This window comes from Pseudomonas fluorescens (genome assembly GCF_900636825.1).
GTDB classification, from domain to species: domain Bacteria; phylum Pseudomonadota; class Gammaproteobacteria; order Pseudomonadales; family Pseudomonadaceae; genus Aquipseudomonas; species Aquipseudomonas fluorescens_BG.
This window is the reverse complement of record NZ_LR134318.1, coordinates 2,766,746-2,789,734: the sequence shown is the minus strand read 5'-3', so window position 1 is coordinate 2,789,734 and position 22,989 is coordinate 2,766,746. Positions and strand designations below refer to the sequence as shown.

Annotated in this window: 16 protein-coding genes, 1 tRNA gene and 2 pseudogenes; 14 read left to right on the top strand and 5 right to left on the bottom strand. The window is 53.0% G+C overall.

Translation table 11 applies throughout. The features are described from left to right. Positions 1-74: 74 nt before the first annotated feature. Positions 75-1,100: a UDP-glucose 4-epimerase GalE gene (galE, locus tag EL257_RS12625; protein ID WP_126362977.1), complete on the top strand. Its 1,026-nt coding sequence runs from the start codon at positions 75-77 to the stop codon at positions 1,098-1,100. Positions 1,101-1,177: 77 nt separating this feature from the next. Here galE and EL257_RS12620 read toward each other — a convergent pair whose 3' ends face one another. After that, positions 1,178-2,191 (bottom strand): NAD(P)/FAD-dependent oxidoreductase, encoded by a 1,014-nt coding sequence (locus EL257_RS12620; protein WP_126362976.1) that lies wholly within the window; start codon positions 2,189-2,191, stop codon positions 1,178-1,180. A 412-nt stretch (positions 2,192-2,603) separates the two neighbouring features. Here EL257_RS12620 and EL257_RS12615 point away from each other — a divergent pair, with 412 nt between their 5' ends. Next, positions 2,604-3,134: an SOS response-associated peptidase family protein gene (locus EL257_RS12615; protein WP_172604479.1), complete on the top strand. Its 531-nt coding sequence runs from the start codon at positions 2,604-2,606 to the stop codon at positions 3,132-3,134. 946 nt (positions 3,135-4,080) lie between these two features. On the opposite strand, the gene EL257_RS12605 is transcribed toward EL257_RS12615, so the two are convergent. Continuing rightward, positions 4,081-4,165, bottom strand: a tRNA-Leu gene (locus tag EL257_RS12605). Between the two features lie 78 nt (positions 4,166-4,243). Here EL257_RS12605 and EL257_RS12600 point away from each other — a divergent pair. Then, positions 4,244-5,617: a tyrosine-type recombinase/integrase gene (locus tag EL257_RS12600; RefSeq protein ID WP_126362972.1), complete on the top strand. Its 1,374-nt coding sequence runs from the start codon at positions 4,244-4,246 to the stop codon at positions 5,615-5,617. Between the two features lie 416 nt (positions 5,618-6,033). Here the strand turns inward: EL257_RS12600 and EL257_RS12595 are convergent, their stop codons facing one another. Both EL257_RS12595 and EL257_RS12590 read right to left on the bottom strand, forming a co-directional pair. Further along, positions 6,034-7,299 (bottom strand): relaxase/mobilization nuclease domain-containing protein, encoded by a 1,266-nt coding sequence (locus tag EL257_RS12595; protein WP_172604478.1) that lies wholly within the window; start codon positions 7,297-7,299, stop codon positions 6,034-6,036. Then, positions 7,289-7,657, bottom strand: a complete 369-nt coding sequence (locus EL257_RS12590; RefSeq protein ID WP_126362969.1) for a hypothetical protein — start codon at positions 7,655-7,657, stop codon at positions 7,289-7,291. The genes EL257_RS12595 and EL257_RS12590 overlap by 11 nt, the downstream gene beginning before the upstream one ends. Positions 7,658-8,185: 528 nt before the next feature. Here EL257_RS12590 and EL257_RS12585 point away from each other — a divergent pair. The 5 genes and pseudogenes from EL257_RS12585 to EL257_RS12570 all read left to right on the top strand — a co-directional run bounded on the left by EL257_RS12585 (position 8,186) and on the right by EL257_RS12570 (position 13,235). Further along, a complete protein-coding gene (locus tag EL257_RS12585; protein ID WP_126362967.1) occupies positions 8,186-8,476 on the top strand; it encodes a hypothetical protein in 291 nt (96 codons plus the stop codon). A gap of 165 nt (positions 8,477-8,641) precedes the next feature. After that, a pseudogene (locus tag EL257_RS28415) lies at positions 8,642-8,713 on the top strand (hypothetical protein); the annotation flags it as partial. 108 nt (positions 8,714-8,821) lie between these two features. Continuing rightward, positions 8,822-8,925: pseudogene (locus EL257_RS28005) on the top strand (AbrB/MazE/SpoVT family DNA-binding domain-containing protein); the annotation flags it as partial. A gap of 26 nt (positions 8,926-8,951) precedes the next feature. After that, positions 8,952-11,606 (top strand): TrlF family AAA-like ATPase, encoded by a 2,655-nt coding sequence (locus tag EL257_RS12575; RefSeq protein ID WP_126362965.1) that lies wholly within the window; start codon positions 8,952-8,954, stop codon positions 11,604-11,606. Positions 11,607-12,176: 570 nt separating this feature from the next. After that, positions 12,177-13,235, top strand: coding sequence for an RNA-directed DNA polymerase (locus tag EL257_RS12570; protein ID WP_126362963.1), 1,059 nt, complete (start codon positions 12,177-12,179; stop codon positions 13,233-13,235). Between the two features lie 389 nt (positions 13,236-13,624). Here EL257_RS12570 and EL257_RS12565 read toward each other — a convergent pair whose 3' ends face one another. Further along, the gene (locus EL257_RS12565; RefSeq protein WP_126362961.1) at positions 13,625-14,662 is read right to left on the bottom strand and encodes a hypothetical protein; all 1,038 of its coding nucleotides are present in this window, start codon (positions 14,660-14,662) and stop codon (positions 13,625-13,627) included. 204 nt (positions 14,663-14,866) lie between these two features. Here EL257_RS12565 and EL257_RS12560 point away from each other — a divergent pair, with 204 nt between their 5' ends. The 6 genes from EL257_RS12560 (at position 14,867) to EL257_RS12535 (ending at position 22,919) form a co-directional block, all read left to right on the top strand. Continuing rightward, positions 14,867-15,505: a hypothetical protein gene (locus EL257_RS12560; RefSeq protein ID WP_126362959.1), complete on the top strand. Its 639-nt coding sequence runs from the start codon at positions 14,867-14,869 to the stop codon at positions 15,503-15,505. Then, complete coding sequence (locus EL257_RS12555; RefSeq protein ID WP_126362957.1) at positions 15,502-16,704, top strand: XRE family transcriptional regulator; 1,203 nt, start codon at positions 15,502-15,504, stop codon at positions 16,702-16,704. The genes EL257_RS12560 and EL257_RS12555 overlap by 4 nt, the downstream gene beginning before the upstream one ends. A gap of 493 nt (positions 16,705-17,197) precedes the next feature. Further along, on the top strand, positions 17,198-18,355 hold the full coding sequence (locus EL257_RS12550; RefSeq protein ID WP_126362955.1) for an ATP-binding protein: 1,158 nt from the start codon (positions 17,198-17,200) through the stop codon (positions 18,353-18,355). Position 18,356: 1 nt separating this feature from the next. Then, positions 18,357-20,579, top strand: coding sequence for a hypothetical protein (locus tag EL257_RS12545; protein WP_126362953.1), 2,223 nt, complete (start codon positions 18,357-18,359; stop codon positions 20,577-20,579). Positions 20,580-20,991: 412 nt separating this feature from the next. Continuing rightward, a complete protein-coding gene (locus EL257_RS12540) occupies positions 20,992-21,558 on the top strand; it encodes an SLATT domain-containing protein (protein ID WP_126362951.1) in 567 nt (188 codons plus the stop codon). Next, positions 21,555-22,919: a reverse transcriptase domain-containing protein gene (locus EL257_RS12535; RefSeq protein WP_126362949.1), complete on the top strand. Its 1,365-nt coding sequence runs from the start codon at positions 21,555-21,557 to the stop codon at positions 22,917-22,919. Before EL257_RS12540 ends, EL257_RS12535 begins: the two co-directional genes overlap by 4 nt. The last annotated feature ends 70 nt before the right edge of the window (positions 22,920-22,989 follow it).

The following is a 22,989-nucleotide window of genomic DNA, read 5'->3' as shown; positions in this document are numbered from 1 at the left end:
CTTGAACAGTCAGTCGCGCAAACAGCGTTGACAGGACAGAAAAAACAGTCATCGGCAGATGCGAGGGCGAGCGCATGATCTTGATTACGGGCGGTGCGGGATTTATCGGTGCGCACGTTGCATTGGAATGGATGGTCCGAGGCGAAGACGTGTTGATACTGGACAACTTGTGCAATAGCCATCGCTCAGCGATTGACCGGATAAGCACCTTGGCGGGCAAGCGGCCGGCGTTCGTTAATGGCGACGTGCGGAATCGACGCTTGCTCGACAGGCTGCTGCGTGACTACCCGATCGACGCCGTGGTGCATTGCGCGGGGTTGAAAGCCGTCGGCGAGAGCGTGCGCGAGCCGTTGCGCTACTACGACACCAATGTCGGCGGCAGCGTAATGCTTTGCCAGGCCATGGCACAGGCCGGCGTATTCCGGTTGGTGTTCAGCTCATCCGCAACGGTGTACGGGGATTGCACCCGCATGCCGATCAATGAATCGTGCGCCACCCGGCAACCGACCAACCCGTACGGGATGTCGAAGCTGATGTGTGAAAACGTCATGAAAAGCGTGGCCAGCTCCGACCCGCGCTGGTCGATAGGCCTGCTGCGCTACTTTAACCCGATCGGTGCCCATGCCTCCGGCCTGCTGGGCGAAGCGCCGACCAGCACACCGAACAATCTATTGCCCTATCTGCTTCAGGTTGCCAGTGGCGAGCGCCCAGCGTTATCAGTCTACGGCAAGGACTACCCCACCCCGGACGGCACCGGCGTTCGCGATTACATCCATGTCGTCGATCTGGCCCTGGGACATATCCGCGCGCTGGAAGCGTTGCGCGAACGCTGTGGCGTCAGTATCTGGAACCTGGGAACGGGGCGCGGGTATTCGGTGCTGGACGTGATCAACGCCTTTGAAAAGGTGAGCGGCGTCCAGATCCCGCTGAACTTCGAAGCGCGTCGCCCAGGCGACATAGCCTGCTGCTGGGCCGACCCCCAAAAGTCCCTCGACGAGCTGGGCTGGCAAGCGCGCTTTTCACTGGAGCAAATGCTCTCCGATGCGTGGCGCTGGCAACTCAACCAGCGCGAGCATGAGGCGGTTCGGCAGGCAAAGTGAAGCGCACACATTGGCAGGGAACATTGATTCAGATCACACCGGAGTCAGTGCTGGAATGGGAGAGATGTCTCAAGACGCTATTCCGCCTGTGTACTCAAGCGGTCGCGAGCGGGTCTTTCGTCCCGTGTCCGATCCCAAAAATGCGGAGCGAGGCTGTTATGCACTGCGGTCGCGCAGACTGCCGCTTGGCCCGTAGCAACGCTGATTTGTTTGAGAGAGCCCACGACATCCCCAACCGCGTATAGCCCGCTGATCGATGTGCGCTGGTGGTTGTCCACGTGCAAAGCGCCCTCCTCGTCTACCTGTGCGCCCAGTTGCACCGCGAGCTCCGAGCGATATCGCGAACCCAGCGACGGATAGACGATATCGAAGCAAAACTCTTCGCCACTGCCCACCTTCACCAAGACTTTGCCATCGCTCACTTCGATGTACTCGACCCGATCACTGATCAGACGTATGCCCGCACGCTGCGCTGTCGTGATCTCCTCCCCGCTCACATCGCTATCACCCTCGGCGAGCACGGTGACGCGGTCAGTAAAGTTGCGCAAAAACAGCCCGTGATTAATCGCACAGTGTGCCTCGCCAAACACCGCTACGTTGTCACCGTTGACTTCGTAACCATCGCATATCGCGCACAGCCGAATGACCGACTGTGCAATGGCATCGTATGGTCGATCCATCTGCGGCAAGGTATCGACGATTCCGGTTGCCAGCACCACACGGGATGCGCTCAGCGCTCGTCCATTGAGTTGCGCAACGAAACCGGTGCGATTCTTGAGAAGACCCTCCACACGTCCGGCTTCGATCATCGCCCCGTACGAAAGAGCTTGCTCGCGTAATCGATCGAGCAAGTCGTTGCCCGATATGCCTGGTGCAAAGCCGGGGTAGTTGTGTGAAAGCGGGATCAGACTTGCGCGACTCTGCCCGCCGTCGGCGACCACGACCCGTCGGTGGAAACGGCTTAAATAAACCGCCGTGGTGAGCCCTGCAGGGCCGGCGCCGATAATCAGGCAATCGATGTGGTTATCATCGGTTGAGGCGGATTCGGAACCTTCTGAAACGTCCCGGTATGCTTCTGGCTTATGTGACATGCACTGTCCTACCCAATGACGTTGCCGATTGACAGAGGACAAAAAGATTTATCAATCACCTCACCTTGCAAACGGCGGCAGCGGATGAACGGTCACGCAAGTCGATGAAATGCCTCTTTTTTTCCGTTCGTCTGTTCAGTCAAAGGAGTTTAGAACCGCGCAGCACCGCCCTGGCTCACATTTACATGACCCGTCACATTCATTCCTAAAAACAGATCAGACGCGACGCGGCGGGTCCTTTGAAGTGTCACTGCCAGGAGTTACCGCGATGTGTGAGTACATTGTTCAACACGATGTAAACGAGGGTTTTGAAGCGTTGTTTACCGCAGCGCAGAACCAGAATATGAGCGGTGCACTTGGTCTGGCGGACGGCAGTCTGCACCGAACCTGCGAACCGTAGCACAGCCGAAACGTGATCAAGCCGAACATGTGCGTGAATGCCATACGCAGCCGCAACGGGTCATTGGAATGCCTCAAGGTTCGCTGGGGATGGAAACCGTTCTGGTCGATGGGAACCATGCCGCCGATGACTCATCTGCCTCTACATCTGGTGATGCGATCACGAGTCTTCGACCGGCTCAAGCGCGACGGGCGCATGCTCATCGCGGTCGACGGCTGGTATGAAGCCTGCGAACCCGAGCAATCAACAAACAGCGTCCGCCTCAGCTACACCACGTCGCGCCAGAATGGGCCGATTTTCCTCGCAGCACTGGCACAGGCCAGTGACCAGTTCAATGGCTGTGACGGCCTCGCACTGCTCACGCACGATGACAGCTCCACCAGACAGCAACGCCTGCTAGCGTTCACTGCCGAGGATGCGCATGTTTGGCTACGCCCCGATTTGCAGTGGGAGCAGGCGCAGGACTTGGCGATGCACATGGCTCTCGCAGAGCCGCAGCTGGAGCATGTCCTGTCTTCCCCGCGCAGCTTGCGCGGCCGATGAGTACCGACGGAAGAGGATCACGCGTAAATGATCGCTGCAGAATCCTAGTCGGCAACAGAGCTTATACCGTCTGTAGCTCGCCCATCCAGCATAGGCATCGGGTCGATCCGAACGCCTGGCAGGATAGAGATCCACGCGGCATAGGCTCGTTGCTGTCGAGCGACCGCGTCTTCCCAGCGAGTGCCACTCACTTCGTGTGAAACGACCAGCATCATAAGGTGATTGGTAGTTGCATCGAGGTCGAGCAACAGGTGATGGGCGTTGAATCTAAAATCAGCGGTCGAGTGCATGAGGTCACAATGCGTGGATGGTGGGAAGCGCGCTTCAGTGCTTTCCATATGACATCATTATGACACCAGTCGAAATGTATGACTGGTCGGGCAGACGACCGGTTGTCAGCGCGACTGAATGGAAACCCAGCATTCAGCGGCCGCCATCGCCTCAGCCGATGCAATGGGATGAAGGTTACCCCTACGATGTGACTGACGGTCACCATTGCGCAGAATTTTTTGATTGCGGAAATAGAACGAAGGGCCTGCATGAGTTATGTCATGCAAGCCCTTGATATATGGTGCCCGAAGCCGGAATCGAACCGGCACGCCCTTACGAGCGGGGGATTTTAAGTCATCTTACCCCTCGCCAGCATACAAAAGCAGTTGAGCGCTGAGGCCGGCTTTTGCCCGTGCTTACAGGCTTAAAAACTTGTTAGATCAATAGGTTACGGACATTCTTGGTCGCATTGGAGAGCAGGTGAGAGCTGAGCTCGGCAGGCCAGGAATGGCGAAAGCTGCCAGCCAAGCTCCCAAGTCAGCTCCCAAATAGCACCCAAGCCGGCTACCAAATTTAAGGCACTGGATACCAATCGCAGACAACAAAAAACACCAGGGTCTCGGTAGACGCTAGTGACAGATAGGGGCGTTTTTTGATGGAACGAGATGAAGCGAGATGGTGCCCCGAGCCGGAATCGAACCGGCACGCCCTGCGGCGGCAGATTTTAAGTCTGATGTGTCTACCAATTTCACCATCGGGGCATGGGAAATGCAAAAGCAGGCGCTGATTTAACCCTAAAACAAATCCAGAATCAATCACTTAGGAAATAAGACCCCCTTATGGCAAAGAAAATCAATTTTACCAAGTCCGCACTGGACGACCTTACGTGCCCGGACGGCAAAGCCGACATCCTGGTGTACGACACGGAAATCAAAGGCCTGGCCATCCGGGTCACCAAAGCAGGCGGTAAAACCTTTTTTGTGATGAGGAAATTTAAGGGCAGAGACCATCGAATCAAGCTCGACGCTTACGACAAACGCACCACAAAAATTCCTCTGATAAGGGAAAAAGCGTTGTCGGTGTACACCAATCTGGAGGCGACGCTGAAGGAAAAAATCGTCAAATCCATGCAAGATGAGGTAACCGTCGAGAGCGCATTCGAGGACATGCTGATCGCAAAAGCTAAGCTCACTAAGTGCACCATCGACGACTATCGCAAGACTTTTAAAAATCACATCGCTCCTAATTTGCCCGGTAGGTCATTGCGCACAATCACCGCCAAAGATGTGACCGCACTGCACGAGAAGGTAACCCAAGCAGTGCCGAAAAAGGATGAGACACTTGGCACACAGCGGAAGCGCACAGCTAATAAAACGCTATCCCTCCTCGGTTCCATTTTTTCATTTGCCATGGCATTTTACAATAACGGCCCTAAAAGGCTGATTGAATACAACCCAGTAGAAATCATGACTACGCTCAAACTTTGGCACGAAAATAAGCGAGCAAAAATACGTATAAATCCTAATGAGCTTGGTGGGTTTATTGCGGAGTGCTTGGCTATTGCTGACCAGCAACCATTACGAGATGTGCCAACGTCTTTTAAGACCGTGTCAGCCGCCGTACTATTTATGCTCTTTAGCGGAGTGAGGCCAGGAGAAATTGCCAAAATTCGCAAGACGGACATACACCACGCCACGAGATCAGTCATCTTTTCGGCGCGGACGAAGCTAAATGAACGTGACTCATTAAAAAACGGAGAGGAGTTTCACCTAGTTCTAAGTGACAGTGCTTACTGCCAACTCCTTTATGCCACGAAGCATTCGATCAGCGACTATGTTTTTTCCGGAGTTTCGCAAGAAAAAATCAGTGAATCCAGTGTGAGAGATTTTTTAATTAGAGTTCAGGAAAAGATTGGAACAAATCTACCACGAAAAATTATGCGAGCCAGCTTTATCTCGACAGCTCAAAAAGCTCGCATTGGTCAATATTATACTAAGGTTCTTTCTAACCATGATGGCAAAGGACGATCCGTGGATGTGACAGATGGCTATAAAACTGACTATCTCTCGGAAGTCAGGAACGCAATTACACTTGTGGAACATGATATTTACAAAATGTCAGGAATTGAAAAAGATATCGTTTGCAGAGGACTACTAAAAACTTTGGCGCCCCTTGATAGCAAAGCAATGGGTGAACTCGTAGCACGTACCTAATCAAAAAATTTTCCATCCCGCTTTCGACCGCTAAGATCCCACATCACAAAGTACAGAGATCTTAAGCGGCTTGGATCAATTAGTGCTTGGACGGATTTTCTAAAATATCTAGAATGCATGCATCAGACATAATCGCCTTAAATTAGACCCTGCAATTTGCTGCCACCATAAGTTGCCTTGTGAAAAAGCACAGCATATCGACTGCCTTCTTCAGAATACGAATTATGAGGCACGTACCCTATCGGCTTTTCTAAGACAGAATCAATGGAGATAGTTTTTTCCGACATCATTTCAAAATATCGCTCATGTACTGGAACGTAGACAGCGGTCTCGCGCCTGATGCTGCAGTCATGCCATGTCCAACACTGATTGTTACTTCCAGCCCATTTATTACATTTACTGTGCTCCAAATTAAATCAAAGTTTTTTACATTCATTGTTTGGCAGGTGTTTTTGGATAACCGTAGATTCGACGAGGGCAGAAAGTTGGCGACCCTCATATTGATCGTATTCTATATAGCCCTTAACTCTGGGGTTGCCAGGCTTTGCCGTGTACCTCACGGCAACACCAAAAAGCGCGGCTAGGATCTGCAGGATCGCTTTGACCAGTGCCGTCGCCTCTTCGTGAGCAATCTCCTGTCTAACTTGAGCGCCGGTTTTTTTCACTTTGAGCCTGATGAAGGGGGCATGGGCAGTGTGGGACGGGATGAAGTACATATAGACCCAGCCACGGTTGACCCAGTAGCGTTGCTCGGTTGGGTTAGGCTTGCCTTTATTCGCTGGATTTCGCTTAGAAAGCTCTGCTTGTAACTGCGGAAGCATGCTCGGCTCATATCTAATGCCTTCCTGAGTCGTCAGTTTTTGAAAGGTGAAACGCGCTTTCTTCAGCGTCTTACCTGAGGTGACACGATCCTCAAATTCAAAGCTAATCCCTTTCGGTTGGCCCTCGGTGTCGTATCGTAAATGGACGTAGACGCGTTGCCTCCTTAAAGCCCGGACAAAATTGATAATGTCTCCATTACGCTCCCTAGTACTCTCGACACAAGCTCCGACCTTTGCAGCGAGACGGGATCTGTAAGGTATTGCGCGGGCCCTTGCGGCACCGTCGACCTCTCTACCGCTGACAGCGATGTTCCAAGTCTCCTCTGGTCTTGGGGCCCTTTTGAGGCCGAACATGCCCTCAATCTCGCTGATCGATTGCAAGTTTTTTTCAAAATTATTTTGATCACTAACCATCGGAAAGCCCGACTCGTAGCTAATTCGATTAGCAACGATATGAACGTGCTCGTTATCTGTATCAGCATGGAGGACAGATGTGTACTTTGTGCTGCTCTTAAAGCCCATCGATTTCAGGTAATGTCGTACGGCTATCTTCCACTGTGCGAGGGTGAGTGACTCACCAGTATCTAGCGAAAGAATCGCATGAAAAACCGGCTTCAGTCTTCTCTTTGGCTGTCCTTGCTCGCCCATTTTCAATTTTGTAGCGATATCCATGTCGAGGATCATACAACCCAGACTCTCCGCGCAGCCTTTCTGTATTCCGATCTCTGGGCAGAAAGCCAGGCAGTTGGTATCGATTGTCTTAATATTGATGATGTCATGGTCATGTTTTTTTCCTCCATAGACATATTTGATGCGATTAGCGCAGGAGCCAGTGGAAGATTTCAGGAGCTTACCAATCATAGTCTTCTCCTTCCTCGCCCTTACCACCAAGCCTAACTTTTTCCAGTTCGCCGAAAACATTCATCGCCACGTACACGATTTTTTTCACTAGCACTTCTTTTTCTTCGTCATCCATAATCATCTGGGCAAGTTCAACGAGATGCTCACTGGCTTTCTGGGCTTGAGGAATGATCACGTATCTGCGCTTGGGCTTAGAATTGATTACGTAGTCTCTGACGAAAGCTCCAGCTGCTTTGTAGCCAGACTCCCTGAGACGCTCATCAAAGATAGAACGCTCATCAACGCTCATGCGTATCAGCAGGCTTTTGTCCTTCTTAGGAGCTTTTACTGGCTTCGTAAAAAATACTTGGTCACTCATACTGCATTCTCTCTTCCCCGAGACTTTTTATTCAATATAATGACTCTTGGAGAAGCACCCAGCGCAACCCCCACAAATGGGGTGAGCATCAGATGATTTCGCACGAAATTGACCGTCGGGTATATCACCGACATAACTTGTTTCTGGTATAGCTTTAGAACAATGCTTATTTTTAACCCCCCTAAAGTAGCGTGTATATCATTGAAATACCTGGCCCAATACGGGCCCGCAGCGTACCAACACAAGTCCGCGCAGGCCAAACAAAGGCCGGCATTGGCTCATTGATGGTCAAAATCGGCCGCTATGCGGCCCATCAAAGAAGCAAACGCTCCTATGGAGTGCGAGAGTTTATGAATGGCAGGCCTATTCGCGGCCAACACCCAAAAGTTAATCTCTAGTCAATGACATTAGCATCTGGGCCATCTTGTGAGCTATGCAGCTTCCAGTGTCATAGGATGGAGTAGATTCACCTCTTTCTCCACAGGCAAACTATAAGCAACAAGACCACTTACTCATGGAGCTGACGCAATGCCGCAAGATTCAATAAAGGGACGAAGCTTTGACCCTGCGAACGTTACCGTCCACAAAGTGGACAACTGGATCCAAGCACGCCTGCAAACCTTAGAGTCCAGACACGACGATCACGGTTTTATCGAAGTCGACTCTAGTGAATACCAGCAGCTAGAAATTTTCAGGACTCTGCTCAAGAAAATTGCATTGGCCACTCATCTCAACTCACCGACGATTCTCGATAGCTTGGAGCGTCGTCGTATGGTTTCGATTCAGCTACACACAACAAACACTTTGGAACCCGTTTAAGTGTCGCAAAAGGCTCTAAGGCCTAGACGGCTGCTCTTCTCACGGCCTCATGCCCGCAGAGACTGATAGCTGGCAGCTAACGCTTTTCAATAAATGTGACACCCTGGATTTTACTGCAGGTCGCCCGACGGTCGAGTCGGAACACTTGAACTCTGGCAGCGCCAAGGAGCTGATCCCGTCGAGTTATTGAGTGCCACGGAGCGTGAGCAGGTCGAGCGTTTACTCGCTGCGCTCTGAGCCTGCACGCAAAAGCACGTTACCATTGCTGACTTAAAGCAACGGAGACCACACGTGAGAAAGCCACCGATGAAAATCATCATCGAAGAATAGGAGGGTGACGGTGCGATTCGAATCCCGGTGAGGCATTGCAGGAGCTGGAACTTGATGTCGGCGACTCGCTGTATTTGATAGAGGAATTTTTCGGCAACACGCGATGCCTTGTCCTATCACCATGCTCTCTAATGAAGGAACCATCATGGACGAACACTTTACCTACGCCCGGTTCTGGCGCTGCGCCCTGCAGGTCAACCCGTTTTCATACCATGGTGCATACCGAGGTGCCGATCACCAGTTGGACGAAGCCGCCTACAACCAAGCGCTGCTTCAGAAATGCTTGGAACTCGATATTAGGGTACTCGGGGTCGCCGACCATGGAAGCGTCGCGGCGGTAGATGCTTTGCGCCAGGCCCTGACCCCTCATGGGATAGTGGTGTTTCCGGGATTTGAGATTGCGGCGAGTGACAAGACCCATTTCGTCTGTCTGTTCCCCGAAGACACCTCGGTGCAGTCCCTTGAGCGTTACCTGGGAAACCTTGAGCTGCTGGATCCTCAAGAGCGCATTCTTCCCTCTCAGCTGAGCTCCATCAAGCTGATAGACAAGATCGAGCAACTGGGTGGTTTTATCTATGCCGCCCACTGCACGCACGACAGCGGGCTGCTGAAAAATCGCCTGAGCCACGTATGGAAGCACGCTAAGCTCAGGGCAGCCCAGATCCCCTACTCCATCGAGGATCTAGCTGGTGAAGAAAGCGATTTCTACCGTCGCGCGCTCTTGGGCAGGGACGAAGCGTATCGGCGGGAAAAACCCATCGCGGTCATCAACGCAAAGGATGTCGCGAAGCCTGAAGACCTTGAGAAGCCCAATGCAACGTCCCTGATCAAGATGACCCGCCCGACCTTTGCGGCTTTCAAAGTAGCATTTCTCGATCCCGAGTCACGCATACGCCTTAACTCAACGGAGACCAAAAGCCCAATTGGTCGACTGATCAACATGAGTGTGGCAGGTGGTTACCTTGACGGAGTGCATGTCAATTTTTCTGATCATCTGAACACCGTCATTGGAGGCCGGGGCACTGGCAAGTCGACTCTCCTCGAATGTGTGCGCTTTGCTCTCGATTGCAAGCCAAAGGGAAAACAGGCGCAAAAGCTACACACCGAGATCATCAAGGAAAACATTGGGCTCGAAGGCGGGCGTGTAGAGTTGACCTTAGTTTCGTCGTCACAAAACGGTCGGCGGTACACCATCAGTCGCCGCTTTGGTGAACCGCCAATGGTTCGAGACGAAAACGGCGCGGTTTCCACCATGACGCCTGGCGACGTAATGCCTGGGATCGATATCTATGGTCAAAACGAGATTTATGAGCTCGCTCAGGACGAATCCAGTCGCATACAACTACTCAAACGATTTCTGCCCGAAGAAAGTGATTACAACCACAAGCGAGCTGACGCGCAACGACGACTGAAAGCAAACCAGCAAAGCATTTCTGAATCGTTGGGAGACATCGATGATCTAGCGACACAGGTCAATCGCCTCCCCAACCTGGAAGAACAGTTGCGTGGATTCGACGATTTGGGCGTAAAAGAAAAGCTGGCCAAGACCTCTTTGCTTGCCCGCGAGCGTGAGATAGCCAGGAGCTCCAAAGAAGCGATAAGCAACATCGAGACCGCAGTACCGACTTTCGGCGAGCACTTTTCAGACCTCTCATTCATCAGTGACGAAGCGCTTAAGGGCGTTCCCAACATTAATGCTCTTGTCGCCATGCGGGGTACGTTGGAAAAACTCACAGCTGATTGTGCCGTCCATCTCCAGGCGGTGCAGACGCTCGTGGACGCGGCAGTGCAGACGTTCAATGCCCAGCATGACGCCTGGGAGCAACAGGTAAAACAGCACGACGCCGAACTTGAGAAAGATCTTCGTGCCCTCCCCGACGCCGCTGGCAAAACAGGCCAGGCGATCGGTGCGGCGTACCAGCGAGTTCAGGAAGAGATTGAGCGCATCAAGCCACTGAATAACAAGCTTCCTACCCACCACGCGAAACTTGAAGAGCTAGAACAGGAGCGCCGAAACGTCTTAGCTGAGCTATCGGATCTGCGGGCCGAGCGTATTGGCGCACTGGTTAGAGCTGCGAAGAAAATGAGCAAGCGGCTCCAAGGCAAGCTCAAGATTGAGATCATTCCGGATGCAGACAGATCCCCTATCGTCCAATTCCTTCTGGCGTGCAAGCTCGACAATATCGGTGAAAAGCGCCTGGGCTGGATTGGCTCCGCTGAATCAATCACGCCCATGGCATTGGTCAAATCCATAAGACAAGGCTCTGCCGTTATCTACCTCGACTGGGCCACACCCCAGATGGTGGCCGATGCGCTTTCCAAACTGCAGCCTTCTCAAATCATGGAGCTTGAGGCACTGGAGCTGGCACACAGAGTCGACATTTCTTTGAACGTCGCTCATGGTGATGCCGAGCCGGTTTTCAGACCGTTGAGCAAGCTCTCAACGGGCCAGCAATGCACTGCGATCCTTCACATGCTGCTGCTCGACAACCCCGACCCACTTCTTATGGATCAACCTGAAGACAACCTGGATAACGCGTTCATTGCTGAAAGGATCGTGGCCGAACTGAGGGATGCGAAGACCTCTAGGCAGTTCTTATTCGCCACCCATAACGCAAACATCCCGGTTTTCGGTGACGCCGAATGGATTGGGGTCTTCACTGCAGAGGATAAGCGCGGATCGCTGACCTTGGAGGCGCAAGGGTCAATTGATGTGCCAGCGATCCGAGACCAGGTGGCGAAGATCTTGGAAGGTGGCCGGGCCGCCTTCATTCAGCGCAAAGAAAAATACGAGTTCTAGGTAAGGTATAGAAACTAGGAGAATCTGTACGTCGGAGCTTGCCAGTGAATACGCCGATGAGGATGTCGTGAGGGATCTGATTGGGCATCGATTGGTTGACCACAGACCTTGATAAGGCTCAATGAAGGTTTTCTTGGCTCTGTCGGCAGGCCAATTCCTGCGGACACACTGAGGCCACTCATTGTTAGGCTTTTTTCGTTTTCTGGTGCTGCCTGTGGAGCGGATAGCGTGGCTACCCTCGCGGGCATCGCACGATGTCCGTTTTCGGCGCTATGCGCAGCAAAAGGCTGGTGACCACTGAGCATCCCGAATATGCTCAGCAGCAGATGACCTCCACCTAACGAAGCTCAAGGTTAATAGAATGCTGCTCACGCAAGACGCACTTGAATTTGCCCGCCGGCACATCGGGGCATACTACGATACCGACTTCTTCCCTAAGCCATTTGAATTTCTTGCAGTTTGGCATTGTTGGGACGAGATCAAAGCTTACCTACTGGCAACGCCACTCAAAGACGTTCTGAGCAGCCGCGCGTACTGCCCTGGCACAAAGCACGAGGCGGATGTCGGGTTGTGCATCAGCTCGAACCACTCGATGCGCTGATCTATACCGGACTCGTCTACCTGGTGGCCGAGAAGGTCGAGCAGGCGCGTATGGGGCCAGAAGTGTCCTGTGCCTACCGGATCGAGGTCAGTCACAACAGCTTCTTCTCACGAGGATCAGGCTTTGACACGTATCGCGAAAACTGTGAGCGGCTGGCAAGCCAACACAGCTACGTGCTGTCCACAGACATCAGCGATTTCTACAATCAGGTTTACCTGCACCGCATCCGTAATGGCCTGGAGGAAATCGGCACCGGCGCCGCCCTCGCCAAGGAAATCGAATCGTTCCTGATGCGGCTAAATGTCAAGTCATCCCAAGGTTTGCCTGTGGGCCCTGCGGCCTCAATCTTCCTAGCGGAAGCAGCGCTGATAGACGTCGATCAGTTCATCGCACAAAGGGGACTTGAGCATGTTCGTTACGTAGATGATTACCGAATCTTCAGTGACGACGAAGCAGACCTGAAGACCATCCTGGAAGACCTGGTGGTGTACCTGCACCAACAGCACCGGCTTGGTTTGGTCTCAGAGAAAACCAAGATTCAGGACTCAGCAACTTTCCTCCATGTGGAGTTGCAGAACGCCTACCAACTGGAGAAACTCGATCTTATGCGCAGCATCGAGGCCGGCAATCAGTACGGAGAGTATCAGGAAGTAGAGGAAGAACACGAAGACGATGACGACAGCGATGATAGCGATGACACCAGCCTTGGGGAGCGCCTCTCTGAAGCCTTGACGCGCGCAAAAGACTCAGGCGTGATCGACCTCGGTGTGATGCGAGCCATCATCAGACGGGCGAAGAATGCCCAAGACTGTACGATCGCTCCCCTGCTCTCTGAAGACCTCGAGTTCTACCTTCCGGTGATCAATGACGTAGCACTCTATTTTGATTCCCTGCCCTCGATGATCACCTGGTGTTGGCGCCCGCTCTATCCCACGCATGCGTTCAGGGCCATCTTGAAAGCCAAAGCGCAAGGGTTTGGATCGGCTGGTATCTTGCCCGGCATGTTGCTGCACATACCCCAGCGTTGAAGCAGTACGTCCAGCGGTGCGGTATCGCCATCACGACTGCGGCTGAGCTCTCCAGAGGAAATCGTGCGTGGTCGAAGGAAGCAAAGCAGAGGGTATCCGGTACGGCTTCCTGGGATCGAAGAGCCTTCATCTTGGCGCTCAGCGGACTGTCTGAAGATGAACGAAAAGTGAGTCTGCAACTGCTGAAGAACAGTGTGTCTTTGACCAAGCTGTATAGCTGGGTCTGCAAATGGGTGCAAGATGGCGCTCCGGGCCTCTGAGATCCAGCAATCGCCTCGGCCTTGATGGGGTGATCAGCCCGACATCAACAAAATCTCAAGCCAAGGGACGCTTAATGGCAAGCAAGCGAGCTTGCCATCAACCAAGCCCCATTCCAGATCGCTAGGCCGTTAGGTTTCAGTTTGCACCGTTCCCTCATCTGGCTCTAGCTTTCTTGGCTTACCCGGTTGAAACAGGTAACGCCCGTTAGCCAACAACACCTTACCCACGAAATGCGGGATCGCTAGACTCTGCAAAGCGCGCTCGGGGGCATCACCCTCCATCTGGTACTGCACGAGGTCGTTGTTGTAGAAATGCAGGGTTTTGGCGAATGCCAGCGCCATTGATTCAGGTTTGGTAGAGCTTGGATTTGCGTACAACAGTGAAAATGACTCACCGAACCACCAATGAGAAGTCAGTTTGTCCTTTTTATCCGCTGCCTTATGACGGTGGTAAAGGTTTGTCAGGACGACCATGTCGACATTGGAGTACTCATCAGTTGGTGCATAGGATCGATCTGTAAACAACCCCTGAGCGCCGGTGAGGTACCCTTCCCACTGCATGATGTCAACCGGATCATCACAGCCAACGACTAACACGTTGTATTCACTCTCGCGTGATGCATCCGGGAACTTGCCATGGGCGTCCATCAGATAGTCTTTTAGCTTATTGTCCATGTGCAGGCCCTTCAGGAGCTGATTACCACCGCTCGCAAAGACTTCCTGCAGCATGGCGGCCGTGTCGCCATAGTCGTCCATCCGCCCCACGGCCCTCATGATGAATGCACCGCTCTCATCAATCTGTTGCTTCATGCTGTAGTCAGCGCACTTCACCTCAACGTTGAATTTGTAACCTTCACTCGTGAAGGAGCAATCCACGTCCCGCGGCGGCATCACTCTGTCTTCGTACACAAATCCCTCTGGGAAAAAGCGCGCGTAGTGGGTGCATACCGTCAGCTCAACTGCCGCCTGTAAGTACTGCTTTTCGCTAGGCTCAGGGTCTTCAAGCCGGAGCTTTTTAAGCACCAGGGCTTCAAAATCTGACTGGGTGAGAAATGGCCCGATGCACTCCAAGGCTTCCACCACGCCCTGACGATATTCGTTCGCCGGGATGTAGGGATTGCAAACCGTCACCGATAGAGGCTCCCGAACCTCTGGATTTTTTTGCATGAGTCGCGTGTCCTGAAATGTGTGGTTCGTGATGCCCAGACGGCCAAGGCTAAATAATAAGCACGACTCATCTACGACCTTATGCAAGCGGTAGGCACAAAAACAATAATAAGGCGCCGAACAGCATTAGAACATCACGAAAACCTATCCACACGAAATTTTTCAGGTATATAATCTCGACAACCGAAACCAGAGCACGACTAAATGACCCTATCCCCTGAAGCTATTGCCGACTTGCTAATCGTCAACGTCTCGCGTGACCTCGTCATGGGTGTCGAAGACGCCTTCGCCGCCGGTGCGCTACAAGCCTTCGGGTTGACGAAGGAGGTCAGTAAGAAACAGCGAAAAACTGCACTGGGGTACATGCGGCACATCCAGATGAACGAGCGGTTCAGCGATCTGCTGGAGGCATCAGACGCTGAGCTGATTTCCTCCCAAGGCAACCGCGTGATCGTCGGTGTGGCAGGAATGTTTAAATTTGCGCGCTTGAACATGAGCACGACAAACTGGAATCGCCCAACGCGTAGCACCATCCGACGTGAGCTGGCGGAAGCAAATGAGGCTATGAGCCAACTGGTGCAGCCATCTCTTTTTGGGCCTCAAGATGTGACCTCGGGGGCGTTCTTCTTCGTCGCACGTTTTAGCGGTTCACTGCATCACCATCCTGAAAAGCCGCTGCAGATCTATATTGCGGTGCCCAATCCAAAAATGGATGGGTGGCTGTTTCGGGAACCTTTGAGCCAGTTCTTGGATCGCTATGAAGCGGCTCCGAAACAGGCCGACAACGCAACAGTAAAACTCAAAGCGGGCTTCATCGAGCTCGGAGGACAGGAAGAAACATGAGCCGGGGCATTACAGATTTCCAGCCAGGTCGATTGATTCAAGCATTGGCTGCCCGCGCGCTTTCGCAAGTACAGCTCGCTGCCATGGTCGGCGTATCACCGGCCACGATCAGCAAGTGGAAGTCTGGGCAGCAGGCACCCGAAGCGGAGGCGCTAGCCAGCCTCTCCAAGGTCATCAATGTTTGCCCTGAATGGTTTACCCGCCCTCTTCCTAAGAAGGGGTCGTTGCCTCTTTTTCGAAGCAATGCGTCTGCACACGTCTCCGCGAGGGCTATGCTGGAAGCCCGGCTAGAATGGACGCAGGACATTGTCTTGGCGATGAACGAATTCGTGGACTTTCCGGACGTAAATCTTCCAGTCAGGTCGTTCACCGATCCTCAGCAAATTGCCAATTCCGACATCGAGGAAGCTGCCAGTGAATGCAGAGACTTCTGGAGTCTTGGCCGTCGTGCAATTCCTGATTTAGCAATGGCTGTGGAGGGTGCCGGCGTTATCGTAGTACGGGAGGAAACGGGTATCGCGCCGATCGAAGGCCTTTCTGCATGGAGCTACGAACTTCAGCGGCCACTGATACTTCTGTCAGCCGACAAAGGTAATGGCTTTCGCAGTCGATTTGACCTGGCGCACGAGCTCGGCCACCTCATTCTTCACAAAGGCATTGACCGTTCAACCGATCCCGAGCGCTACAAGCTGATGGAGTCACAGGCTCATCGGTTCGCCGGCGCTTTCCTACTGCCCGCAGAAACGTTTGCAGCCGATGTGAGGACTCCGGTCACACTGGACAGCCTACTGTTGCTCAAGCAGCGCTGGGGCGTCTCCGTTGCGGCAATGATCATGCGCCTCGAAGCGCTCAAGATCATCGATGCTGATGAAAAGCTTGTTTTGTTCAAGCGCAGGTCGGCCAGGTGGGGAGCTAAATCCGAGCCAGGAGATGATGCGCGCACTCCAGAGCAACCTCGGCTTCTCAAGCGTACGATCGAGTTGTTGTCGTCTACCGGAGTTATGCCGATTGAGTCGGTATCTAACTATATCGGTTTGGCTGCAAACGATGTGGAAAAGCTGGCGGGCTTACCGGAGCGGTATTTGTCCGGTAAAGCTTCGGTCTTCCATCTGGCGAAGCTGAAGTCCATGGTCAGCGGCGATTCAGCCATCAAATCGGGTGACAGTGGTGTGGTGCTCCCCTTCAATCGGGGTAGCTGACCTGCTTGCTCACGATAAGGTGGGCCACAAGGAGCTGCTGCATGCAGCTCGCCTGTGTTCCCTTTGTGCTCTCTTGTAGTCATACCTTAGCCGCAATGCCCCTGGCCTCGATTGAAACACTGCAATCATAACCGAAGCACTATGGCCTTCTGTTCTAAGGCATAGCTCCTCCTGTACTCCCTGCCTCCGTATACCAGGTGGCAATGTCACTCGATGCGCAAGCTCGCCAGCACCGGCCTGATCGTCTGGTCATTTAAGTGCCAAGGATCGTCATTCATCGTGACTGCTTTGGAGCACCGCACGAATACCGGCATTTCTGCACCTGCCACCTTCCAAGCAGCGGCATGGTTACGTAAAGTTGCTGTCCCTGCCCTCCCGATACGTTTATTCCCTGCTCGTGTATGTGCATGGAAATTTCGGCTGGTGACAGCTCCCCGTGCTCCTTGCTTCTAGCGTGGCTCAGCACCCAATCGATGGAATGTCAGAGGTGGTGATGAAAATCACTCGAAGCATGAATACGTATGACATAGAGGAGCTCTACCCTCTGTGTTACACCCATTCGGAGATGCGGTTGCCCGTGTCCATGAGCCATGGAGGACTTCTGGGGGTCGACGCATCTCTCGCGCAGCTCGTGATCACCTGGGCAAAAGCCCAGAACAAAAGCACGTTGCACCTGTACGCAGACACTGAAAACGCTCTCGAACACGTTTCGCAACTTGCCAAAACGGCGGCAGGTTTAGCCGCGCTGGTCATGAGTTCAGACATTGAATCGGAAAATCACGATCCGATTGACCGGCGCGCAGCATTGACTGTGATTCGACCAATGATTGAAGCAATGTTCGAAAGTGATCTGAAACACACATCAGGAGGCAAAGGGGCTCGCCCCAGGGTGATCAATCTCTTCAGCATCAACCACGCGCAGATGGAGTACATCAAGCCCTTCTACTACGGGGAACGAGAACCTGAAGTCCATAAGTGGCCAACCTTCTCCACCTTGATCGAAGACCTGTCATCAGTCATGCACACCAGGCATGAGCGCAATGCGTTGATGCGCAGCGGCCTTAGCGCCTTGGGCACTGTCCTTGAAGAGCTGATATCGAACGCTGACGAACATGCGTCATGCGATTTGATGGGAGACAAATACAAAAAGGGCTTGCGTGGCATGACTGTCAAAGCAAGTCGCATCAGCAAAACGGAGATCAAGAACTACTCCCACACTGAACCCGAATTTGCGCGCTTCGTCATCAAGCACATGATCAAAGACGTCGAAGCGCTCGACTTCCTTGAACTATCAATCATCGACAGCGGCCCTGGCCTCGCACGACGCTGGCTTTCAATGAGAGAAGGGGCACCGCTTGAGTCGTTGGACAAGCTAACACTTGATGAGGAACTTCAGGCCACCCTCGACTGCTTTAAAAAACACGTCACGACCAAGCCGTCGAAGGAATCCGGTATGGGCCTGCACAACGCCGTTCAGGCTTTTAACAAGCTTCAAGCCTACGTTCGCTTACGCACAGGCAGACTTAGCCTCTCACAGGCGTTTCAAGGGCACGAAGGCGAGGTGGCCTACCACCCCAAAAAATGGAGTGGCGGTGGTGAGCTCGAAGCCGCTGAAGGGACTGTCTTCACCATCTGCATCCCGGTGAACTGACATGCCTGATCTTTACGATTTCGAAGTATCTCTCGCAATTTCACCTGATGCAGAGCCCGCACAGGCTGTGGTGTTCTTCACCGGCCCTGAAGCCATCACGGATATCCAGGTGACGGATGCACTGCAAAAGCGCCTACCCGGCTACATCCTGCCAGATCACCTAGTCTTCCTCATACCGCAGTGCTTTGAGGAGCAGATTCAGAAACAGTGCCAAGATAAAGCATCTCCATTATCCAGCGCCCTGCAGCGTCGCGATGCGAAATCTTCACTGAGCTATGGATTTGCCTATCACGATGGCCATGGCAGCATCATCAAGTACCAGAATATTTCTGGTGCCCCCAAGAACATTTCCAAACTGCTGCAGAACGGCACCGCGAAAATCGTCAAGGCCGGCATGGAGAAACTGGTTAAGTGCACCTCAGTGTTGACCAAAGCCCCGGCTGGCTTTCTGTTTTCAAAGCCCTCGTCCCGCTCCGCAAATTATTTCATTCGGGCTGAAAATCTTCTCTCCGAGACCCTGCACGCCCACTTTCTTGCATTTGCTTCGCTGAAGATGCTCAAACAAGCTGCTACAAGCACGTTGGGTGAGCCCGACACGATCTACCTCGACACAATGGCTTTCTTGCCCATAGCCCTTTCAATGCAGCTGTATCAGGCCCGGTTTGGAAAACCTACTATCCAGACCATCAGATCCTTCCATTCCCACGAGGGGCTGAAGGATGGGCGTTTGCCTGGCGCCAGTGCTGCCCTTTGCCTGATCTCAGCCTCATCTACGTGTGGGTTGGCCGACCAGTGGATTCGAGTCAACAGCGCTCCCCCATCCCGAGTCGCTACGGTTTTGTCGTTCTCCAAGAAGTCTGAAAACTGCACTATTGTCCATACTCTGGAACGTCCTCAGGATTTCGAAATGCTCGCTGAGTCCGAAACCTCGGAAGCACGACAGACCATCCGGATTCACGGTGAGCGCTTTATCGCAGAACACACTGAGACAAGGCTGTTAAACATCAGCATGGATCATCTACCGGATGACCTTCAGGTGAAGTTTGACTCCTTCATAGGCAAGGGGCTTTTCAGATGTGTAACGCCCATCCAAGGAGGAGAAAGACGGCGCACAGTACACGTAGACAAGGAAAAATTGGTCGAGACTGACGGCTTTAAAACCTGGTTCAAAAAGTGCCTCGACCAGGAGTCGCCCGCGTCAACCAAGCTGATCATCCATGACAAAGACCCAGCTAGTGAAAAACTTGCGACGGAAGCCTTGGAATATCTGACTGAAAGAGGCCTGACCTGCACCAAGGTCAGCGAAGAAGACTTCAACCAAGACGAAGAGCTTCATGGCTCAGTTATTGTGGTTGCAGCTGCAGCAGAGCGTGGAACCATTCTGCAGAGAGTCAGTAGGCGGCTGCGGAGCGCCCAGAAATCAGGAACTCGCCTCTACATCGTCGGAGCCCTCTTCGGTCGAACCTACGAGCTGATGAAAGACCTGAGCTCCAATCTGACGCAACCACCGAAAGGTGAGCGCCGGTACGTGTTCAAGGCCTTCATGGAGATTCCCGCCGGCAGCGCTGTGTGCAGTAATCACTGGGCCAAAGAAAAAGACATACTCAACAAGCTGGTCGCCTTTGGTGATGAGGGCTTGCTGCTGATCAAAAACCGCGCTGATCAGTTGGCTGCCGAGGAAGCATCGGGCCTGTCGTCCCAGGCATTCTGGCCAAGCAGTTTCACGAACAAAGAGATGAAGCTTACTGATGGCTTCGCGTTCGTGAACGGGAAGGAGGATGTCAAAAAGGCTTCGACTGTAGACATCTTCTTGACCATCCTTTGGATTTTGCAGAACGCCCGGGAAGGGGCAAAAATCAAGGACGCGAAACGACTGGAATCTGGTGAGTTACAGCAGGTGCTGCTGTCGCCGGATGTGTTCTCCAGGTATGACGACGGAATCATCCAGTCGGCGTTTCTCAGGGCGGCACTTCCCACGGAGTTGGATTACAGCGCTCACGAGATCTACAGCGCGGCGATGGCGGACATCATTCTGCGCGTGGCGAAGGGCTACTCGTATGAGCGTGGCGAGGCGGCAATGGAATTTATAATCGCATTGGCCATAGAAAAAATCCGACTCCATAAAGAGGTGGACAAGAAGCTGAGAGCAACGCTTAAAGCGACGTTGGGGGCAAAAATAGCTGATCTCTCGCTGCTGCTCGACGGAGCCCCCTCGCCTTTCTAACCTGCACGGAAGGCCTGGGAGAACTGCCGGCTGTTGCCGCTGGGGATGCCAGGCTGACCAGCATAAAGAGTACTCCCAATGCCCCTGGTAGCCCCTTGGGTGCTGATATGTGCGGTCGGTTCGGCTAACCACCGTCACTGCCGCGCATTTTGGGACATCGGCTTTATGCAGGCATGTTTCATCACGCAAGCCTTTTTGGCGCCATACGATCGAGCAATTGAATGGCTTCCACACTCCATGGTGGCACTGTAGAATTATTCACGAAGGGGTGGGTATTTCCTCTCGTGCGAGCGAGGGCGGTTCTGATAATTAACAGCTTCGGCTGTTGGGTTTCGGCCCACTGATCCCTACGGGATGTTCAACGGTACTCAAATCCCCCCACCTCTTCACCCTTTTCTATGGAGAGATATGCGTGAATAAGGACAGCGTCTGGTTCACTTACAAGGCACGCATTCAGGCCCATAAGCGTCTGGAGTGGCTGGACTTTCACTCGCAACTCTTGCTGGTATGGTACGCGATCCTCAGCACTGCGCTGGGTGTGCTGACAATCAGACACAGCACGATCCTTGGCCCAGACACAGATGTCATGGCGACGATCCTTTCGGTTGCTCTGCTCGGCATTTCGCTTGCGGTTGCGAACCGCGACTTTCGTGGCCGAGCAATGCTAATGCGCACCAACTATCTAGAGCTGCAGAAGCTACATCGGGGACTGCCTGATGGCTCAGCGACCACCACATCCCCTGCGCCAACGCCGGCACAGGTCACCAGATATGACGAACTGCTAGCTGAATCGGAAAATCATCGGGAAATCGATGATCGGATCGCACGCGTTTTTGCCAGCGGCCTCACCACTCGAATGCCCACAGGCTTTGAATACTTTTCAGCCGTATTTTGGCTGACGATGCGATTACTAATTACTGCTTTGCTCTATGCACTTCCGGTACTGGCAGGCCTCTACTCTTTCTGGAACAAGCCATGAGCGCGGCGAAAAGCTTTAAAAAGGTATTTACCCGAAAGCGTCTCCAGGAAATCTACACCGATAAAATCAAAAATTCCGGGGCCATCGGCCTCGACCGCATGCGTCCGGCTAACCTCGATAAACAGTTAAGCGCGGAGCTTGATCACATCATTGAGAAGGTTCACCAGGGTGAATATCGCTTCACTGCCTACAAGGAAAAATTGATTCTCAAGGGGGCCTCGTCGCCGCCTCGGCAAATATCCATTCCAACCGCCAGAGACAGAATCGTCCTACGTGCGTTGTGCAATTGCTTATCTGACGTTTTCCCCATGGCGAAACTCACCCTGCCCCAGACCGTCATCGATTCCTTGAAAACAGCGCTCAATTCCGGCGTATATGCCGAATACGCCAAAATTGATCTTAAAAGCTTTTACCCATCCATTCCTCACGAATTAGTCGCCGCTGCAACGCGAAAAAAAATTCAGAAACCCGAGTTCAGACAGCTGATTACCGACGCGCTCACAACGCCCACGGTGCCTGAATCCAGGGGAAGTAAAGGAGCCGATCGCCCCACAGTCGGCGTTCCGCAAGGCCTCGCAATTTCAAATGTGCTCGCGGAGATTGCGCTTCAAGGCATTGATACCCTTTTCGAGTCTCGGACGGGGATTTGGTACAAGCGTTACGTTGACGACATTCTGATCTTGGGGCCGGCGGGAGTGGCGCGCTCTACGGCTAATGAGCTCATCGCGGAATTGAAGGCCTTGAAGCTCAACCCGCATGACTTCGAACCGGGATCGAAGTCCAAAGTGGAGAGCTTAACCGACCCCTTCAGTTTTCTGGGGTACCAGATCGAGGGCGGCCAAGTGCTCATTCGGCACGAGAGCATTCTTAGATTCGAGTCATCGATCGCCAAAATCTTCACGGCATACCGGCACAAACTCGCGACAGCCCGACGTCCTGCTGATAAGGAGCGCGCCCTGGCATACTGCCAGTGGAAGCTAAACCTGAGGATTACTGGCTGCATATTCAAAGGTAAGCGCCTCGGCTGGGCTGCCTATTTCTGCCAGATCACCACGACTTCCCAGTTGCGTGCCATTAATCACACGGTCAGGAAGCTCACAGGTCGCTTTTGCCCAAGCGGTGAGATCCATCCGAAGTCTTTGATCAAGACATTCTACGAGCTGCAGCGGGGCATGAAAGCCAATAACGGCTACATACCGAACCTCGATGCTCTCACGATCAGCCAGAAGCGCGAGAAACTTGCCATGTGGCTCGGCGATGATGCGCTTAAGCTGAGCGACACAGAGGTGGAGCGTCGATTTGAAATCAAAGCCAGCAAGGCTGTGCGTGAACTGGAAGAGGATATCGCGCAGACGTCCTAAACACTGGCCGCTGCGCTTTTTGACATTCCTCAATGCCACCCTGAGATGCTCAGATCAGAGACAGGTGAGC

Bases quoted from the DNA above. Each gene is read 5' to 3' on its own strand.
- EL257_RS12545 (WP_126362953.1), top strand. From the start codon at position 18,357: ATGCCTGATCTTTACGATTTCGAAGTATCTCTCGCAATTTCACCTGAT.
- EL257_RS12560 (WP_126362959.1), top strand. From the start codon at position 14,867: ATGACCCTATCCCCTGAAGCTATTGCCGACTTGCTAATCGTCAACGTC.
- EL257_RS12575 (WP_126362965.1), top strand. From the start codon at position 8,952: ATGGACGAACACTTTACCTACGCCCGGTTCTGGCGCTGCGCCCTGCAG.
- EL257_RS12535 (WP_126362949.1), top strand. From the start codon at position 21,555: ATGAGCGCGGCGAAAAGCTTTAAAAAGGTATTTACCCGAAAGCGTCTC.
- EL257_RS12600 (WP_126362972.1), top strand. From the start codon at position 4,244: ATGGCAAAGAAAATCAATTTTACCAAGTCCGCACTGGACGACCTTACG.
- EL257_RS12590 (WP_126362969.1), bottom strand. From the start codon at position 7,657: ATGAGTGACCAAGTATTTTTTACGAAGCCAGTAAAAGCTCCTAAGAAG.
- EL257_RS12550 (WP_126362955.1), top strand. From the start codon at position 17,198: ATGAAAATCACTCGAAGCATGAATACGTATGACATAGAGGAGCTCTAC.
- EL257_RS12565 (WP_126362961.1), bottom strand. From the start codon at position 14,662: ATGCAAAAAAATCCAGAGGTTCGGGAGCCTCTATCGGTGACGGTTTGC.
- EL257_RS12620 (WP_126362976.1), bottom strand. From the start codon at position 2,191: ATGTCACATAAGCCAGAAGCATACCGGGACGTTTCAGAAGGTTCCGAA.
- galE (WP_126362977.1), top strand. From the start codon at position 75: ATGATCTTGATTACGGGCGGTGCGGGATTTATCGGTGCGCACGTTGCA.
- EL257_RS12595 (WP_172604478.1), bottom strand. From the start codon at position 7,299: ATGATTGGTAAGCTCCTGAAATCTTCCACTGGCTCCTGCGCTAATCGC.
- EL257_RS12555 (WP_126362957.1), top strand. From the start codon at position 15,502: ATGAGCCGGGGCATTACAGATTTCCAGCCAGGTCGATTGATTCAAGCA.
- EL257_RS12585 (WP_126362967.1), top strand. From the start codon at position 8,186: ATGCCGCAAGATTCAATAAAGGGACGAAGCTTTGACCCTGCGAACGTT.